The organism is Ornithinimicrobium sufpigmenti, from assembly GCF_004322775.1.
Classification (GTDB): Bacteria; Actinomycetota; Actinomycetes; order Actinomycetales; family Dermatophilaceae; genus Ornithinicoccus; species Ornithinicoccus sufpigmenti.
Genome location: NZ_CP036403.1, coordinates 2,224,907 through 2,241,240, shown reverse-complemented (window position 1 = coordinate 2,241,240; position 16,334 = coordinate 2,224,907). Strand labels below are relative to the sequence as shown.

Below are 16,334 nucleotides of genomic sequence, written 5' to 3'. Positions count from 1 at the left end.
GTCACACCGGACCAGGTGACGGGGGCGCCGGTGTGTGCGGCGCGTATGGAGCGCGGTAAGGGTCACTGGTCCCGGTGGCGTGGGCGCAGCGCGTGCAGGTCGAGCTCCTGGGAGAGCTGGTAGAAGGCCGCCTGGCCGCGGGCGGAGTTGCCGTGCTTGTCGAGCCGGGGCGAGTACGTCGCCAGGCCGCTGCGTCCTGGGGAGGACCCGATGATCCCGCCGCTGATCCCGCTCTTGGCCGGGATCCCGACCGTGGAAACCCAGTCGCCCGCGGAGTCGTACATGCCGCAGGTCAGCATCACCGACAGCACGTGCCGGGTGGCTTCCTCGGACAGCACCCGCTCCTCGGTGCCGGGGACGATGCCGTCGTTGGCCAGGGTCGCGCCGATGCGGGCCAGCTCGACGGTCGACAGGGCCAGGGCGCACTGGCGGGTGTAGCCGTCGACGACGTCGTGCGGCTCGTCGGGCAGCTCGGAGAGCGCCTTCACCATGTGCGCGATGCCCAGGTTGCGGTGGTTGCTGGCCATCTCCTGGCGGTAGCACTCCTCGTCCATCTCCAGCTCCCGGCCGGCCATCGCCGACAGCGTCTCGCAGATCCGGGCGAAGCGGTGCTCGGCGTCCTTGCCCTCGACCAGGGAGTGGGCGGTCAGCGCGCCCGCGTTGATCATCGGGTTCGCCGGCCGGTTGGAGTCGTCCAGGCTGATCCGGTTGAACGCGTCGCCGGAGGGTTCGACGTCGATGTAGCGCAGCACCTCGTCCAGGCCGACGGAGTCGATCGCCAGGCCGTAGACGACGGCCTTGCTCATCGACTGGATCGGGAAGTGGAACTCCGCGTCGCCGGCGCCCCACCAGCGCCCGTCGATGTCGACGACGGCGACCGCGAACTTGTCCAGGTCGGCCTCGGCGTGCACGGGCAGCTCGTGCGGCTCGCCGTAGTCGTCGTCACGCACCCGGTCCAGGATCTCGTCGAGGCAGGGGGTGAGGTCCTCCGGTCTGCGCATGCCGTCAGCCTAGGTGCTGGTCCCGGGGTGCCCGTCGGTCAGGGTTCGGGGGACCGCCCTGACGCCCGGCGTCAGGGTGGTGCCAGCCGCGCGGGGCCGGCTCGTCAGGCCTGGAGCGTGCGGTGCTGGGCGTGGATGCCCGCGACGGCTGCGGCGACGAACGCGGCGGGGTCCTCCGCCAGGCCGCGCCCCATGGTGGAGAGCCGGACCGGGGAGTGGGACAGTGCACCCAGCACGCCGTCGGTCGAGACCTCGACCAGCCTCAGGTGGGGGGCGGTGATGACGAGCTCGACGGCCTGGCGGTGCACCTGATCCAGGCACTCCTCCAGGTCTGCGGGTATGGGGTGGCCGGAGCCGTCACCGAGGGCGGCCGGGTGGGCAGGCGCACGGCTGGCAGATGCATCGGGCGCTGGGACATCGGGAGCAGGCCCATCCTGGACGGGCACCACCAGGTCGGCCGGGTGGGCGAGCACCCGGCCGTAGGCGGTGAGGCTGTGGTGGGAGAGACCGCGGTGCCGTTCCCGGGGGTCGGCCTGGGACACGCGGAGGGCCGCGACGGGATGCCCACCGAGCACGGATGCCGCGTTGAGCGCCTCGCCGGCGGCGACGCCCGAGAAGCCCCAGCGCGTCCCTGTGCCCAGGTTGCCCGGTCCCTGCACGACGACGGCGAGGTCGGCCTCCACGACGTGGCGGGCGGCGAGCAGGGCCGTGTGGACCGTGACCGCCTCGAGGTCACCGCCGTAGGCCTGCCCGCAGGTGATCGTGGCGGTCAGCCAGCCCGCCTCGCGCAGGACTGAGGCCGAGCGGGAGAAGGCGAGGGGGAGCGCGCCCCCATCGGTCATGACGTAGGCCACCCGCGGGGCAGCTCGTCCCTGACGGTCCGCCTCCAGGCGGGCCCCGGCCACGATGGCCGGCAGCGAGCTGTGCAGGTCGGCGGCGACGACCGGCATCCCGTCGATGGAGTCGGCGGCCTCCAGCACAGCGTGGTGCTCGCCCTCGGGGTCGTCCACCCCCAGGACCATCGTCTGCAGGGGCGAGTAGCGGGCCTTGACCAGGTGGCCCGGGGCGTCGGGGTCGACCGCCCACCCGGCCGGCCACGCTGCGGGGCGGTCCGGGATCGCCGTCACCACGGCATACCCGCCGGTGCCGAGGCCCCGGTCCAGCGCGGTGGTGTTGAGCAGCACCCGATCGCCGACCTCGGGCGTGCCGACGACCGCCACGTAGGCCAGGGCGGGGAGAACGGTGCGCTCGGTCGGGGAGAGTCGTGCGCTCGGTCGGGGAGAACCCTGCGCCCGGTCGGGGATGTCGTCGCCGGGGGCCAGGTCCACCGACACCGGGACGACGCCGGGCCAGCCGGGGAGGACCTCGCGCACGACACCCTGACGCCACCGGATCACCCGGCGATGGTAGCCGGGGTAGCCTCGGGGACCATGGCCCGTCCGTCCCCCGCCGCCGCGAAGACCGAGCGCCTGCTCAACCTGGTCATCGCGCTGCTGCACACCCGGCAGCCGCTGTCCCGCGCCCGGCTGCGCGAGGCCGTCCCGGACTACGCCGGCAGCAGCGACGAGGCCTTCGAGCGGATGTTCGAGCGGGACAAGGACGAGCTGCGCGCCCTCGGGGTGCCGCTGCGCACCGAGCCGATCGACCCGTTCTTCGACGACGAGCCGGGCTACCGGATCGACCAGCGCGAGTACGCCCTGCCCGAGATCGACTTCGCCCCGGACGAGCTGGCCGTGCTCGGGTTGGCCGCCCGCTCCTGGAGCCAGGCCAGCCTGGCCGGACCGGCCGCCCAGGCGCTGCGCAAGCTGGAGGCGGCCGGGCTGGTCAAGGACGAGACCTCGGTGGCCGGGATCGAGCCGCTGCTGCACACCCGCGAGCCGGCCTTCGAGCCGGTGCGCGACGCGGTGCTCTCCCGGACCCCGCTGCGCTTCGACTACCGCGGCGGCAGCGGCGACCTGACCGAGCGGCACGTGCAGCCGTGGGGCCTGACCAGCTGGCACGGCCGCTGGTACCTCACCGCCCACGACCTCGACCGCGACGCCCCGCGGGTGTTCCGGCTGGACCGGATCGCCGGGTCGCCCACCAAGGCGGGGCGCAAGGGCGGGTATGACGTGCCCTCCGGTCACGACGCGGCCGCGATGATCCGCAGCAGCGTGGGGGAGGACGACGGTGGCACCACCACCGTGCGGCTGCTGGTCCGCGAGGGCACCGCGGCCTCGTTGCGCCGCCGCGGCCGGGTGGTGACGGGCACCCACGACGCCGACCCCGGACAGCGCTCCGGCGCTGGCTCCGGTTCCGGACCGGTCGACGAGGGCTGGGACCTGCTGGAGCTGCCGGCCGGCTCGCTGCGGACCCTGGCCAGGGAGGTCTGCGGCGCGGGCCCCGACGTGGTGGTCATCGCGCCCGAGGAGCTCCGTTCGCTGGTCAGCCAACGGCTGGAGGCGGTGCTGGTGGCGCACGGCACCGACGCCGGCACCGGGCACGCCGGTGCCTCGGCGGGCCCTGACGAGCAGACGAGGGACCTGGGCTGATGGTGACCTTCGAGAGCGCGACCTCGCGCGTGTCCCGGCTGCTCACCATGGTCCCGTGGCTGCTCAACCGGCAGGGGATCGACCTGGCCAGTGCAGCGACGCAGCTCGGCGTCAGCGAGGACCAGGTGGTCGAGGACCTGGAGCTGCTCTTCGTCTGCGGGCTGCCCGGTCACTACCCGGACGACCTCATCGAGGCGTCCTGGGAGGACGGACGGGTCTTCGTCGGCAACGCCGACACCATCGCCCGGCCGCTGCGCCTCGGCCGCGACGAGGCCCTGGCCCTCATCGTGGCGCTGCGGGCGCTCGCGGCCACCCCGGGGCTGACCGAGCACGAGGCGATCGACAGGGCCCTGGCCAAGCTCGAGGCGGCGGCCGGTGATGCCGCGGCGTCCGCCGACCAGGTCCGGGTCGACCTCGACGCCCCCGTCGACCCCGACCTCGCCGCCCGCATCCGCACCGGGCTGACCGAGCAGCGCCGGCTGCACCTGAGGTACACCTCGGCCAGCCGGGACGAGACCACCGAGCGCGACGTCGACCCGCTCCGGGTGCTGTCCGTCGACGGGTACTGGTACCTCGAGGCCTGGTGCCACCGGGCCCGGGGTGTGCGGACCTTCCGCCTCGACCGGGTCGAGGCGGTCGAGGTCCTCGACCAGCCGGCGGCACCCCCGGAGGACCTGGGCCCCCGCGACGTGGTGCCCGGCATCTACCAGGGGGACCCCCAGGACCTGCTGGTCACCCTCGAGCTGACGCCCGCGGCGGCCTGGGTGGCGGAGAACATCCCGTCCGAGCAGGTCGAGGAGCGTGCTGACGGGTCCACGGTGATGGTCCTGCGGGTCGCCGACCCCGCGTGGCTGCACCGGCTGGTCTGGCGCGAGGGGGGAGCTGTGCGGGTGGTCGACCCTCCCGCTGCCGTGGCCGCGGTCCGTGACGGTGCCGCTGCGGCGCTCGCGGGCCACAGGCGTCACAGCGGCCGGTAGACTGACTGCTGCACCCCTTCGTCCGTGCGCACCACGTGGGCACACGCGCGAGACCGACCGAGAGTGAGGAACGACCATGGGCGGACTCCAGTTCTGGCACATCGTGGTCCTGATCGTCGCGTTCGTGCTCCTCTTCGGCTGGAAGAACCTGCCCAACGCCGCCCGCTCCCTGGGTGAGTCGATGCGGGTCTTCAAGACCGAGGTGGACCACATGAAGGACGACAGCAGCGCACGTAAGGACCGGGCCGTCGTCGAGACCTCCGCCGTCGACAACGTCGGCGTCGACACGCCGGTCGCGCAGGGACAGGTGGAGGACCGCTACCAGGACAGCGCCCAGGAGGAGTACCGCCGCACCCAGCAGCGCGGCTCCGACGGCGACACCGGCGCCCCCCGCCGCTGACCGGCTCGCGCACGCGCCCCAGCCCACCGGCAGACCCGCACCGCATACCCCGACGTGGCCCCCACCCGAGGACGACGCCGACATCCTGAGGGACGGATGTCGCTCGCCGAGCACTTCCGCGAGCTGCGCAACCGGGTCATCCTCTCGGTGCTGGCGATCGCGGCGCTCTCGGTGCTGGGGTGGTACTGGTACGACCCGATCATCGACTTCATCAGCGCGCCCGTGGAGAACGTCCGCGACGCCGACGGCCAGCGCATCGTCACCCTCAACTTCGACAGCATCACCGGTGCGTTCGCCCTGCAGCTGCGGGTCTCGATCTTCACCGGCATCCTGGCGGCCAGCCCGATCTGGCTCTGGCAGACGTGGGCCTTCCTCCTGCCCGGGCTGACGCCGAAGGAGAAGAAGATCGCGCTCGGCTACTTCTTCTTCGCCATCCCGCTCTTCTTCGCCGGTGCCGCCATGGCCGCCTTCACCTTTCCCCGCCTCTACGCGATCCTGCTGAGCTTCGCGCCGGCCAGCTTCACCAACATCATGAGCGCCCCGGACTACCTCAACGTGGTGCTCTACTTCTGCCTGGCCTTCGGGCTGGCCTTCCTGCTGCCGGTCGTGCTGTTGGCGCTCAACCAGATCGGTATCCTGCCGGCCCGGACCATGCTCAAGGGTTGGCGGATCACCCTCTTCGGCATCCTCGTCTTCTCCGCGATCATGACGCCGGACCCCAGTGCGGTCAGCATGCTGGCCATGGCCGCGCCGGTGTTCCTGCTCTACTGGTGCGCGGTCGCGATGGCCTTCGCCATGGAGCGGCTGCGGCGCCGCCGCGGCGACGACGCCGGCGACCGGTACCGGGACCTGACCCCGGACCAGGCAACCCCGCTGCGATGAGGTATGCCGTCGCCCACGGACGGCGCAGGAGGGGACCGGGCGGGTCGGGTGCCCGGGTGGGGGAGCAGGCCGTCGACGCGCTGCGGGCCGCCGGGCACGAGGTGACCGAGGTCGTGGCCGGCTCGCTGGCCCAGGCCCGGGCCGCCTGCGCCTCGCTGGTCGCCGACGGGATCGACGTCCTCGTCGCGGTCGGGGGTGACGGCGTGGTCAGCATGGCGGCGGACCTCTGCGCGGATACCTCGACCGCGGTCGCGATCCTGCCTGCGGGGACCGGCAACGACAACGCCCGCTCCCTGGGCATCCGGCGCGGCGCTCATGCCCTGGAGGTGCTGCTCGCCGACGGGCGGCGACGCGTCGACACCCTCCACCTGCCCGAGCTCGACCGGCACGTGCTCTCCTCGGTCACCTCCGCCCTCGACGCGCGGATCTCGGACCGGGCGAACCGGTGGCCGCGGGTCCTGGGCGGGATGACCTACACCCTCTCGGCGCTGGTGGAGATCGCCCTGCTGCGCCGCCAACCGCCGCTGCACTACGTCCTCACGGTGGACGGGGCGCCACAGGCCCTGGAGACCCTGGTCGTCGTGCCGGCCAACATGCCCTACGTCGGCGGGGGGCTGCACATCTGCCCGGAGGCAGACCCGGCCGACGGACTCCTGGACCTGGTGGTCATCCGCCCTGTGCCGCCCAGCCAGGCGGTGCAGCTGCTGCGCGCGGTGCGGGCCGGTCGGCTGGCCGAGCACCCGGCGGTGAGCGTCACCCGGGCGCGGCAGGTGCGGATCGAGGGCCCCGCCGACATCGTCGCCCAGGGTGACGGGGAGCCGCTGGCTCCGCTGCCGCTGACGGTGCAGGTCGTTCCGTCGATCCTGCGAGTGGTCGCGCCCGCGCTGACGTAGCCTTCCGGTATGTCCTCCCCGGCCGAACGCTATGCCGCTGCACGCACCCGCGCCGCCTGGGAGTCCACCGCGGCCGGCCGCTTCACCGGCTCCCTGAGCTTCGAGCTGGACGACTTCCAGCTGACCGCGATCAAGGCCGTCCAGGGCGGCCACGGAGTCCTCGTCGCCGCACCCACCGGGGCGGGCAAGACGGTCGTGGGGGAGTTCGCGGTGGCCCTCGGCCTGGAGACCGGGCGCAAGACGTTCTACACCACCCCGATCAAGGCCCTGTCCAACCAGAAGTACCACGACCTGGTGGCCCGGCACGGGCCGGCCAACGTGGGGCTGCTCACGGGAGACGCCTCGATCAACGGCGAGGCACCGGTGGTGGTGATGACCACCGAGGTGCTGCGCAACATGATGTACTCCTCGTCGCCGACCCTGACCAACCTGGGTTTCGTGGTCATGGACGAGGTGCACTACCTCGCGGACCGCTGGCGGGGGGCGGTGTGGGAGGAGGTCATCATCCACCTGCCCCCGTCGGTGCAGGTGATCTCGCTGTCGGCCACGGTGAGCAACGCCGAGGAGTTCGGCGACTGGCTGCGCACGGTCCGGGGGGACGACACCAGGGTGATCGTCTCCGAGCACCGGCCCGTGCCGCTGTGGCAGCACATGATGGTCGGCCAGCAGCTCTTCGACCTCTTCGTCACGGACGGCTCCGGAGGCGGCACCGCGGACGTGGGCGGCACCACGCGGGTGAACCCCGAGCTGCTACAGCGGATCACCTCGGCCGAGCGGGCCGCCCAGTCCGGCGGCTGGCGACGGGGCGACGAAGGGGGTCCTCGGGGTCGTCGTGGCGAGCCGCGCGGAGGCCAGCGTGGGGGTCGCGACGGAGGTCCCGGTGGTGGGCGCGGGGGCCGCGGCGGCGGGGGTCGTGGGCGGGGAGGACGCGACTCGCGTGAGGTCGGCAGGGGCGGACGCTCGGACCGCTCCCGCGGCTACTCCGACGCCCGCGGCTACCGTCCTGACCAGGGTGACAACGGTGCCGTCCCTGCTGGCGGGGCGCTCCCGGGCGGGGTGGCCAGCCGCACCCAGGTGATCGAGCGGCTGGAGCGCGAGGGTCTGCTGCCGGCCATCACCTTCATCTTCAGCCGCGCCGGCTGCGACGCTGCCGTCCAGCAGCTGCTCGGCCGGGGCATGCGGCTGATCTCCGACGAGGAGAGCGTCGCGGTCCGCGACCTGGTCACCCGCCGGGTCCAGGCCGCCGCGGTGGACCCGCGCGACCTGGGGGTGCTGGGCTACCACGACTTCGTCGAGGGCCTCTCCCGCGGGTATGCCGCGCACCACGCCGGGATGCTGCCGCTGTTCCGGGAGATCGTGGAGGAGCTGTTCACGGCCGGCCGGGTCCGGGCCGTCTTCGCGACCGAGACCCTGGCCCTGGGCATCAACATGCCGGCCCGCACCGTGGTGCTGGAGAAGCTGGTGAAGTTCAACGGCGAGACCCACGCACCCGTGACCCCCGCGGAGTACACCCAGCTGACCGGCCGCGCCGGCCGCCGCGGCATCGACATCGAGGGTCACGCCGTCGTGCTCTGGCGGCGCGGGATGGACCCCATGGACGTCGCCGGGCTGGCCTCCACCCGGACCTACCCGTTGCGCAGCTCCTTCCGGCCCAGCTCCAACATGGCCGTCAACCTCGTCGCGCAGTACGGCCGGGACCGGGCCCACGAGCTGCTGCAGTCCTCCTTCGCCCAGTTCCAGGCCGACCGGTCCGTGGTCGGGCTGACCACCCAGGTCCGGGACAACCTCACCGCCCTGGAGGGGTATGCCGAGGCGATGGCGTGCGACCGGGGCGACTTCCGCGAGTACGGCCGCCTGCGCAACGAGCTGTCCGAGCTGGAGAAGAAGCAGGCCCGCCGCCGCCAGGCCGAGCGGCGCTCCGACATCGCCCAGGCGATGGAGGAGCTGGAGCCGGGCCAGGTGATCCAGCTCGACGGGGGCCGCAAGGGCTCGATGGCCGTGGTGCTGCGCAGCCCGAAGGGCCGCTCGGCAGCCCCCGAGCTGAGCGTCATCACCTCCAACGGCAGCCTGCAGCGGCTCGGCATCGCCGGCTTCCGGGACGTGCCCGAGGTGATCGGCACGCTGCGCATCCCCGGCCACTTCAACCCGCGCAGCCCCAAGGCCCGCAAGGACCTCGCCTCGGCCCTGCGCAGCACCGTCCACGACGACCCCTATCCCGGCCCCGCCGGCTCCCGCTCCGACAGGACACGTGGAAGCGCCGCACAGGACACGGCGGAAGGCGCATCAGGACACGCGCGCAGCAACATCACCACGCAGGTCGAGGAGCTGCGGACCCAGATGAAGGCCCACCCCTGCCACAGCTGCCCCGACCGCGAGGACCACGCCCGCTGGGCGGCCCGCTGGTGGCAGCTGCGCAAGGAGACCGACGACCTGCAGCGGCGGGTGGCGCACCGCACCAACACCGTCGCCAAGACCTTCGAGCGGATCTGTGACCTGCTGGCCAGCCTGGGCTACCTGACGCCGGACGGTCAGCAGGTGACGCCCGAGGGCGGGCGGCTGCGGCGCATCTACACCGAGCTCGACCTCGTCGTGGCCGAGTCCATCCGGCGCGGCGCGTGGGACCGGCTCACCCCGGCCGACCTCGCCTCGGTCGTCTCGGCGATCATCCACGAGGCCCGCGGCGACGAGACCGCCGAGCCCCCGGTCCCCAGCGTCGAGGTGGCCGAGGCGCTCGGCGAGATGGCGGCGATCTGGCGCGAGGTCCAGGACGCCAAGCGCGAGCACGACCTCACCGGCGACCGGGAGCTCGACCCCGGGATCACCTGGATGGTGCACCGGTGGGCCTCCGGCCGTGGGCTGGACGAGGTGCTCCGCGGCGGCGACCTGTCCGCCGGCGACTTCGTGCGGCGCGCCAAGCAGGTCGTCGACCTGCTCGGGCAGATCGCGCAGGCGGCTGACGGGGACCTGGCGCGGACCGCGCGGAGGGCCTCCGACGCGGTCATGCGCGGCGTGGTGGCGGCCGACCGGCTCGACTGACGGCATACCCGCTGCCCGCTGCTGCCCCCGCTGCTCTGTGCCGCTCCCTGCCGCCCTCAGCCGTCGACCCAGCCCGCGCGTCTATCCTGATCCGGCCATGCCCGACCGTGACCGTCCGCCACCCGTGCTGCCCTGGGCCCTCATCACCGTGGGCGCCCTCGGGGTGCTCGGCCTCTACGTCGTCTTCGTGCTCAGCACGACCGGTCAGGCCTGGGACACCGCGGTGATGGACCGGGCCTCCGCCCGGCCCGGACTCCGACGCGTCGCGGAGGTCATCGTCGCGGAGCTGGGCCCCACCCGGATGGTGCTGCTGTGCGGTATGGCGTGTCTCACCGGTCTGCTGCGGCACTGGCGCGTCGCGCTGGGTGCGGCAGTCGCGGTGTCGGTGTGCCTGCTCGGGCCGCAGGTCCTCAAGGCGACGCTGCCGCGCCCGCAGCTGGCCGACCCGTGGCCGATGCCCAACTCCCTGCCGAGCGGGCACACCGCAGCCGTCGCGGCCCTCACGGTGGCCCTGGTGCTGGTGCTGCCGGTGGCCTGGCGCGGGCTGGTCCTGCTGGTGGGCACCGGTGCCACCGCCCTCATGGGAGCGATGGTCGTCGTCCTCAGCTACCACCGACCGAGCGACGTGCTGGCCTCGGCCGCCCTGGCGCTGGCCGCGTGGGGCGCCGGGCTGCTCGTGCAGGGTCGGGGGCGGGATGGGGCCCCGGCCGGCAGGGGTCTGCGCTCAGCGGCGCCCGCGTGAGCGCGGCGGCTCGTTGGGCGGGTGCTCCCCGTCGTCCGAGCCGTCGTCCGCGTCGTAGAGCAGGTTGTGCAGCCGCACCTGGACGCTCTCGACCTGGGGGATGTCATGCAGCACCATGCCCTGCTGCTGGGTGGCGTCGGAGATGACCAGCGTCCCGCAGCCGAACATCCGGTCCAGCAGGCTCTTCTCCATAGAGATGTCGTTGACCCGGTGCAGGGGGATGTCGCGCCCCTTGCGGTTGAGGATGCTGGTGCGGTGGGCGACCCGCCGGTTGGTGATGACGTAGCGCTCGGCGTTCCACTCCAGGATCGGCAGCGCGACCAGCCAGACCGCGAGCCCGAGCGCCACGGCGCCGGCGACCCACATCACGAGGGGGTAGTAGTCCTCCCCGCGCAGGAACCACCACAGGGCGACGAGGACGACGACCAGCAGCAGGGCGACCAGCACGGGCCGCAGGATGGCCTTCACGTGCGTACGCAGATTGAGGATGACCTGCTCGCCGTCGGCGAGGTTGCGGTCCTTCAGTGCCATGGCCGCATCATGGCACCCGGACCACCGCCCGTTGTGGACATCGGGGACATCGGGGACCTCGCCGTCGTGGGCACCGTGGAGCTCCCTCAGGGGCGGATGCCCAGCGCGGTGAGCAGGCGGGAGACGGGGTTGCCGATGTCGTAGGCCTCGATGAGCCGGTGCAGGGTCTCCGGGTCGGCGACCTCGCGCGGCAGGGTGAGCGGCACGTCGGGCAGCGGCGCGTCGGGCGCGACCAGCACCACGCGCGGCGCTACGTCGAGGTATGCCGCGCCGGCCTCCAGGTTGGCGCGCCGGGCACCCTTGAGCCGGGGGTCGCCGGCGTCGACCGCGGCACGCAGCGCCGCGAGGCTCCCGTAGTCGGCGAGCAGCTGCGCGGCCGTCTTCTCCCCGATGCCCTTGACGCCGGGCAGCCCGTCGCTGGTGTCACCCCGCAGCATGGCCATCTCGGCATACGCCACCCCGGTCGGGACGCCGTACCGGGACTGCAGGTCGGCCTCGGTGATGACCTCCGCGTCGCGGACGCCGGCCTTGGCGGTGTAGATGACGCTGACGTCCGCGGCGTCGTCGACCAGCTGGAAGAGGTCCCGGTCACCGGTCACCACCCCGATCGGCAGCTGACCATGATGGGTCGCGGTGAGGGTGCCGATGACGTCGTCGGCCTCGTACCCGGGGGAGCCCAGGACCGGCAGACCCACCGACTCCAGGACCTGGCGCAGGATCGGCACCTGCACCTCGAGCTCAGGTGGAGCCTCCTCCTTGTCCTGCGACCCCTCGACCAGACGGTGCGCCTTGTAGGACGGGATCGCGTCGACCCTGAACTGGGGTCGCCAGTCGTCGTCCCAGCAGCAGGCCAGGTGGGTGGGGGAGAACCGGGTGGTGAGCGTGGCGATCATGTCCAGCAGGCCGCGGATGGCGTTGGTGGGCGTCCCGTCCGGCGCGGGGCGCTGATCCTTGACGCCGAAGAAGGCCCGGAAGTAGAGGCTGGCCGTGTCCAGCAGGAGCAGGCGCGGCGCGGAGGTCTGGCTCATGGCGCTCCAGCGTAGTCCCGGGCGTTAGCCTGACGGGGTGCCCGTCCTCCTCCGTCGCCTGCCCTGGGTGGCGCTCGCGCTGACCGTCCTCACGGCGGCGGTCCTGCTCTTCGGTCCGCTGTGGGACGACGCGCGCGACGAGAACCCGCTGGACCGACCGGGCGGGGTCGCCTGGGAGCAGGTGCTCCAGCTCTCCCTGCCCACGGTGATGGTGGCCGGAGGGCTGCTGGTGGCGCTCGCTCTCCCGCGCCGGGTGGGGCTCGCCGCGGCGGGGCTGGTCGTCTTTGCCGTTGCCTTCGTGGCGGCCCCGGCGCCGCTGCCGGTCTGGTTCCTGCCTGCGCTGGTGCTGACGGTCGCGGCCGTGGCGGTGGCGTTCTGGCTCCGGCGCCAGGAGTCGTCGGCGGCGCGAGAGCCGGCCGTCGCCGCCGGACGACGCCACTAGGCTGGGCCCATGTCCGTCCTCGAGCCGCTCGACCGTCACATCGTCCAGGTGCTGGCCGAGGAGGGGCGAATCAGCTTCGCCGACCTGGGCCGCCGCGTCGGGCTGTCCACCTCGGCCGTGCACCAGCGGGTCAAGCGTCTGGAGGAGCGGGGGATCATCACCGGCTACCGTGCGGTCGTCGACTACACCAAGGTCGGCCTGCCGCTGACGGCGCTGATGTCCGTCACCCCCTTCGACCCGGCGGCCGAGGACGACGTGCCCGAGCGCCTCAACGACATCGAGGAGATCGTCGCCTGCTGGTCGGTCGCGGGGGACGAGAACTACGTCCTGCTCATCCGCGTGGGCCGTCCCCAGGACCTCGAGGAGCTCTTCGCCCGCATCCGGCAGCAGGCCTCGGTCGCCACGAACACCACGATCGTGCTGTCCACGCCCTGGGAGGACCGCCTGGGCCGGCTGCCCACGGAGGACTACGTCATCTGACGTGCGGCTGGTGGCCTGAGGCCCACGACGTCGTCCGACGCAGCTGGCTGCTGGACCCGCCTACCGGCATGCCCGGCATGCCCGGCATGCCCGGCAGCAGGGCCGCCTCACGCCAAGGTCTGCGTGACGCTCGACACCTCAGGGGTATGCCGCACGGTCGCCAGCGCGCCGTTGACCAACGGCAGGTGCGGGGCGACGTGCCCGCACTCGACGTCGGCCAGGATCGGCACGCCCAGCTCGCCGAGCGCGTCGAGCACCGCCTCGTCCTGGGTGAGCGTCGGTGAGTCGGGGGCGGCGGTCCGCCCCACCAGCACCGCGGCGGCGTGCTCGAAGAACCCGGCGAGCCGCATCCCGTGCAGGAGACGGCAGGCCTGGAAGGCGTCGGCCTCGGCGACCTCGACGTAGACGATGAGCGGATCCCCGAGCGCGGCGAGCCGGCCGGTGTCCAGGTACGGCGTGCCGCTCAAAGGTGCCAGGGTCTCCAGACATCCGCCGATCAACCGGCCACTCACCTCCACGCTGTCGCTCGGACCGACGACCCCACCGCCTCTCGCGGCGGCGGCCGTGCCACCCAGACTGTCCGGACCCCCGTCGAGCCGACGCCACGACCCCGCCTGGTCCAGCTCGTAGCGGTCCACCCCGGGGTGCGCGACGTAGTCCACGAGGCCCTTCCGCCATGCCCTGGGCGAGGTCTGGGTCAAGGTGGTGCCCGGCTCGAGGCTGACGATGTCCAGCCAGCCCACGAGTCCGTCGGGGACCCGGTACGGCGTGTCCATGAGGTTGCTGCCGTGGATGCTGGCCCACCCGGTGAGCAGGGTCAGCGGCGTGATGAGCGTGGCCAGGTCGGAGAAGCCCACCATCCAGGTCGGCTCGGCCTGGGCCAGGCGGTCCCAGCCCAGGCGCCCCACCAGGTCGATCGCGGTCTCCCCGCCCCAGGGCGGCACGACCGCCCGGATGCGCGGGTCCAGCAGCATCCGCTCCAGCTCCGCGGCCCGTTCCTCGGCCGGCGCGCTGACGTGCGAGGAGCCCTCCATGCAGTCGCCGACCTCGACCTCGAAGCCCCGCCGGCGCACGGCGTCCACCGCGACCTCGAGCCGCGGCCGGAGGCGATCGTCAACACCGCTGGACGGGCTGGTCACCCCGACGACGTCGCCGGGACGCAGGGGAGCGGGGGAGCGCAGCTGCATGCCCGCAGCCTATGACCGCGCCCCGGTCCCGGCGTGTCTGCACAGGGCCTAGGCGCTCTGCGGCGGGTCGCCCGCCCGAGCGTGCGTCTCGCCACGAGCAGGTCGCAACAAGGGTGCGTCCCGCCACGAGCAGGTCGCAGCGGCGACGGCATACCCTGTGGCGGTGGCGAGGAAGAGTCGGAGCGGAGGCGGGACGCCGGCGACCGTGGCCCTGGACAGGGCAGGGATCGCCTACCAGGCGCGTCCCTACCAGCACGACCCGGCCGCCCCGTCCTACGGGCTGGAGGCCGCGGAGGCACTGGGGGTGGAGCCGGCGCGCGTGTTCAAGACGCTGCTGGTCGACACCGACCGTGGCCTCGCGGTGGGGATCGTGCCGGTGGACACCACCCTGGACCTCAAGGCGGTCGCGGCTGCCGTGGGCGCCAAGAAGGCGACCATGGCGGACCCGAAGACCGCCGAGCGCACCACCGGCTACGTGGTGGGCGGGATCAGCCCGGTCGGGCAGAAGAAGGCGCTGCCCACCGTGCTCGACGACTCCGCCCTGAGCCATGACACGGTGCTGGTCAGCGGCGGCAAACGCGGCCTGGACCTCGAGCTCTCGCCGCAGGACCTGCTCGCGGTCACCCGCGGCCGGACAGGACCGGTCGCCCGGCGCGGGTGAGCGCCGGTCAGGCCAGCTGGTCCACCGACGCCTGCCGCGAGGCGGCGGCCGCAGCGACCGCCCTCTCCTCCTGTGCGGCGGCGTCCTGGCCGTCGAGCTCCGCGGCGTGCTGGCGCCACCACTCCTGGCCGCTGGCGGGCAGGGTGTCGATCGGGTCGTAGTAGACGTACTCGGCGCTGCTGACGTCGACGTCCTCGGACTCGATCGAGGTGCGGTAGTTCTTGCGCCAGTAGGAGATGCCGCGCTCGGTATCGTAGGTGTCGACCTGGTGCACCCAGCGCTTGCCGACGAACGGCACGTCGCAGACGATCCGCGGGGTGGCGAAGCCGGGCAGGTAGCCCAGGATCGAGTGCTGCAGGTGCTGGGCGTGCGACAGCGAGACCCGCCAGTGCTCGCTGAACGGGATCATGTCGCACATGTAGAAGTAGTAGGGCGTGATCATCGCGTCGTCGGCCAGCGCGAAGCACAGGTCGAGCAGCTGCGTGGAGGTGTCGTTGACCCCGCGCATGAGCACACCCTGGTTGCGCACGTCGCGGATGCCCGCGTCCAGCATCGCGCGGCTGGCCTGGGCGACCAGCGGCGTCACCGACTGGGCGGAGTTGACGTGGGTGTGGATCGCCAGGCCGACGCCGCGCGCGCGGGCCTTGGCCGCGACCCGGGCCACGCCCTCCACGGTCTCGGGGGCCAGCCAGTGCTGCGGCATCCCCATCAGCGCCTTGGTGGCCAGCCGGATGTCGCGGATGTTGTCGATGTCGAGCAGCTTGTCCAGCCAGCCCTCCAGGTTCTTCCACGGCATGTTGGCCACGTCGCCCCCGGAGACGACCACGTCACGCACGCCCGTGTTCTGCTGCAGGTAGTTCAGGATCGCGGTATGCCGGTCGACCGGCTTCCCGGCCAGCTTGAGCTTGGTGAACTGGGGCGTGGAGTTGCCGACCAGGTCCATCCGGGTGCAGTGCCCGCAGTACTGCGGGCAGGTCGGCAGCATCTCGGCCAGCACCTTGGTGGGGTAGCGGTGCGTCAGACCCTCCGCGACCCACATGTCGTGCTCGTGCAGGGAGTCGCGGGTGGCGTAGGGGTGGGAGGCCCACTCGGTGAACCGGTCGGAGAAGACCGGCAGCATGTAGCGGCGCACCGGGTCGGCGTAGAACGCGGCGGTGAACTCCGCGCCCGCACGGGGCATCCGCCCGTCGGCCCAGGTCACCTCCGAGACCATCGTGTTCATCATCTGCGGCGGCACCAGCATCGACATGGTGGCCCGTAGCTGCTGGTCCTTCTCCAGGTCGGCGTAGAACTCCTCGGTGAGCAGCTCGCCCATGAGGGCGCGCAGCTGCTTGAGGTTCTTGACGCAGTTGACCCGCTGCCACTGCACGTCCGCCCACTGCCCGGCGGTGACGTCGGCCCAGCCGGGGAACCGGGTCCAGTCGGGCTCGATGAGCTCGCGGCGCGCGTACACGTAGGGCTGCTCGGTAGTCTGACGCATACGTGGCATGCTACGGACATCTTCCCGAAAAAGGGAACATCTGCAGGAAGATGTCTTGCCAAA

The 16,334-nt window shown here is 72.7% G+C and carries 16 protein-coding genes; 10 read left to right on the top strand and 6 right to left on the bottom strand.

From position 1 onward, the window contains the following. Positions 1–62: 62 nt before the first annotated feature. Together glsA and ESZ52_RS10235 are read right to left on the bottom strand one after the other, a co-directional pair. Positions 63–1,001: a glutaminase A gene (gene glsA, locus ESZ52_RS10240; RefSeq protein WP_131104857.1), complete on the bottom strand. Its 939-nt coding sequence runs from the start codon at positions 999–1,001 to the stop codon at positions 63–65. 104 nt (positions 1,002–1,105) lie between these two features. Then, positions 1,106–2,398, bottom strand: coding sequence for a DUF3866 family protein (locus tag ESZ52_RS10235; RefSeq protein ID WP_131104856.1), 1,293 nt, complete (start codon positions 2,396–2,398; stop codon positions 1,106–1,108). Between the two features lie 33 nt (positions 2,399–2,431). On the opposite strand from ESZ52_RS10235, the gene ESZ52_RS10230 reads away from it, so the two are divergent. The 7 genes from ESZ52_RS10230 to ESZ52_RS10200 all read left to right on the top strand — a co-directional run bounded on the left by ESZ52_RS10230 (position 2,432) and on the right by ESZ52_RS10200 (position 10,462). After that, positions 2,432–3,532: a helix-turn-helix transcriptional regulator gene (locus tag ESZ52_RS10230; protein WP_131104855.1), complete on the top strand. Its 1,101-nt coding sequence runs from the start codon at positions 2,432–2,434 to the stop codon at positions 3,530–3,532. Beyond that, entirely contained in the window at positions 3,532–4,509 is a 978-nt protein-coding gene (locus tag ESZ52_RS10225) for a helix-turn-helix transcriptional regulator (RefSeq protein ID WP_131104854.1), read from the top strand. The genes ESZ52_RS10230 and ESZ52_RS10225 overlap by 1 nt, the downstream gene beginning before the upstream one ends. Before the next feature lie 76 nt (positions 4,510–4,585). Then, on the top strand, positions 4,586–4,909 hold the full coding sequence (tatA, locus tag ESZ52_RS10220; protein ID WP_131104853.1) for a Sec-independent protein translocase subunit TatA: 324 nt from the start codon (positions 4,586–4,588) through the stop codon (positions 4,907–4,909). A 96-nt stretch (positions 4,910–5,005) separates the two neighbouring features. Next, a complete protein-coding gene (tatC, locus tag ESZ52_RS10215; RefSeq protein WP_131104852.1) occupies positions 5,006–5,791 on the top strand; it encodes a twin-arginine translocase subunit TatC in 786 nt (261 codons plus the stop codon). Beyond that, positions 5,788–6,684 carry a diacylglycerol/lipid kinase family protein gene (locus ESZ52_RS10210; RefSeq protein ID WP_131104851.1) on the top strand — a complete coding sequence of 299 codons (897 nt, stop codon included), beginning with the start codon at positions 5,788–5,790 and terminating at the stop codon, positions 6,682–6,684. Before tatC ends, ESZ52_RS10210 begins: the two co-directional genes overlap by 4 nt. 9 nt (positions 6,685–6,693) lie before the next feature. Then, entirely contained in the window at positions 6,694–9,720 is a 3,027-nt protein-coding gene (locus ESZ52_RS10205; protein WP_131104850.1) for a DEAD/DEAH box helicase, read from the top strand. 97 nt (positions 9,721–9,817) lie between these two features. After that, positions 9,818–10,462: a phosphatase PAP2 family protein gene (locus tag ESZ52_RS10200; RefSeq protein WP_131104849.1), complete on the top strand. Its 645-nt coding sequence runs from the start codon at positions 9,818–9,820 to the stop codon at positions 10,460–10,462. On the opposite strand, the gene ESZ52_RS10195 is transcribed toward ESZ52_RS10200, so the two are convergent. Together ESZ52_RS10195 and ESZ52_RS10190 are read right to left on the bottom strand one after the other, a co-directional pair. After that, on the bottom strand, positions 10,445–10,993 hold the full coding sequence (locus ESZ52_RS10195) for a PH domain-containing protein (protein WP_131104848.1): 549 nt from the start codon (positions 10,991–10,993) through the stop codon (positions 10,445–10,447). The genes ESZ52_RS10200 and ESZ52_RS10195 overlap by 18 nt on opposite strands. 86 nt (positions 10,994–11,079) lie before the next feature. Beyond that, the gene (locus ESZ52_RS10190; RefSeq protein WP_131104847.1) at positions 11,080–12,021 is read right to left on the bottom strand and encodes a 5'-3' exonuclease; all 942 of its coding nucleotides are present in this window, start codon (positions 12,019–12,021) and stop codon (positions 11,080–11,082) included. 37 nt (positions 12,022–12,058) lie between these two features. Between ESZ52_RS10190 and ESZ52_RS10185 the strand changes: the two genes are divergently transcribed. Both ESZ52_RS10185 and ESZ52_RS10180 read left to right on the top strand, forming a co-directional pair. Continuing rightward, entirely contained in the window at positions 12,059–12,463 is a 405-nt protein-coding gene (locus ESZ52_RS10185; protein WP_131104846.1) for a hypothetical protein, read from the top strand. A 9-nt stretch (positions 12,464–12,472) separates the two neighbouring features. After that, positions 12,473–12,943, top strand: a complete 471-nt coding sequence (locus ESZ52_RS10180) for an Lrp/AsnC family transcriptional regulator (protein ID WP_131104845.1) — start codon at positions 12,473–12,475, stop codon at positions 12,941–12,943. Positions 12,944–13,050: 107 nt separating this feature from the next. Here ESZ52_RS10180 and ESZ52_RS10175 read toward each other — a convergent pair whose 3' ends face one another. After that, a complete protein-coding gene (locus ESZ52_RS10175) occupies positions 13,051–14,130 on the bottom strand; it encodes a S66 family peptidase (protein ID WP_131104844.1) in 1,080 nt (359 codons plus the stop codon). A 163-nt stretch (positions 14,131–14,293) separates the two neighbouring features. Here ESZ52_RS10175 and ybaK point away from each other — a divergent pair, with 163 nt between their 5' ends. Beyond that, positions 14,294–14,791 carry a Cys-tRNA(Pro) deacylase gene (gene ybaK / locus ESZ52_RS10170; protein WP_131104843.1) on the top strand — a complete coding sequence of 166 codons (498 nt, stop codon included), beginning with the start codon at positions 14,294–14,296 and terminating at the stop codon, positions 14,789–14,791. A 7-nt stretch (positions 14,792–14,798) separates the two neighbouring features. On the opposite strand, the gene ESZ52_RS10165 is transcribed toward ybaK, so the two are convergent. Next, positions 14,799–16,271: a KamA family radical SAM protein gene (locus ESZ52_RS10165; RefSeq protein WP_131104842.1), complete on the bottom strand. Its 1,473-nt coding sequence runs from the start codon at positions 16,269–16,271 to the stop codon at positions 14,799–14,801. Positions 16,272–16,334: the final 63 nt, after the last annotated feature.

Coding starts and splice junctions, on each gene's coding strand:
- ESZ52_RS10205 (WP_131104850.1), top strand. CDS start 6,694: ATGTCCTCCCCGGCCGAACGCTATGCCGCTGCACGCACCCGCGCCGCC.
- ESZ52_RS10200 (WP_131104849.1), top strand. CDS start 9,818: ATGCCCGACCGTGACCGTCCGCCACCCGTGCTGCCCTGGGCCCTCATC.
- ESZ52_RS10210 (WP_131104851.1), top strand. CDS start 5,788: ATGAGGTATGCCGTCGCCCACGGACGGCGCAGGAGGGGACCGGGCGGG.
- ESZ52_RS10230 (WP_131104855.1), top strand. CDS start 2,432: ATGGCCCGTCCGTCCCCCGCCGCCGCGAAGACCGAGCGCCTGCTCAAC.
- tatC (WP_131104852.1), top strand. CDS start 5,006: ATGTCGCTCGCCGAGCACTTCCGCGAGCTGCGCAACCGGGTCATCCTC.
- ESZ52_RS10165 (WP_131104842.1), bottom strand. CDS start 16,271: ATGCGTCAGACTACCGAGCAGCCCTACGTGTACGCGCGCCGCGAGCTC.
- ESZ52_RS10225 (WP_131104854.1), top strand. CDS start 3,532: ATGGTGACCTTCGAGAGCGCGACCTCGCGCGTGTCCCGGCTGCTCACC.
- ESZ52_RS10175 (WP_131104844.1), bottom strand. CDS start 14,130: ATGCAGCTGCGCTCCCCCGCTCCCCTGCGTCCCGGCGACGTCGTCGGG.
- ESZ52_RS10180 (WP_131104845.1), top strand. CDS start 12,473: ATGTCCGTCCTCGAGCCGCTCGACCGTCACATCGTCCAGGTGCTGGCC.
- glsA (WP_131104857.1), bottom strand. CDS start 1,001: ATGCGCAGACCGGAGGACCTCACCCCCTGCCTCGACGAGATCCTGGAC.
- ESZ52_RS10190 (WP_131104847.1), bottom strand. CDS start 12,021: ATGAGCCAGACCTCCGCGCCGCGCCTGCTCCTGCTGGACACGGCCAGC.
- tatA (WP_131104853.1), top strand. CDS start 4,586: ATGGGCGGACTCCAGTTCTGGCACATCGTGGTCCTGATCGTCGCGTTC.
- ESZ52_RS10195 (WP_131104848.1), bottom strand. CDS start 10,993: ATGGCACTGAAGGACCGCAACCTCGCCGACGGCGAGCAGGTCATCCTC.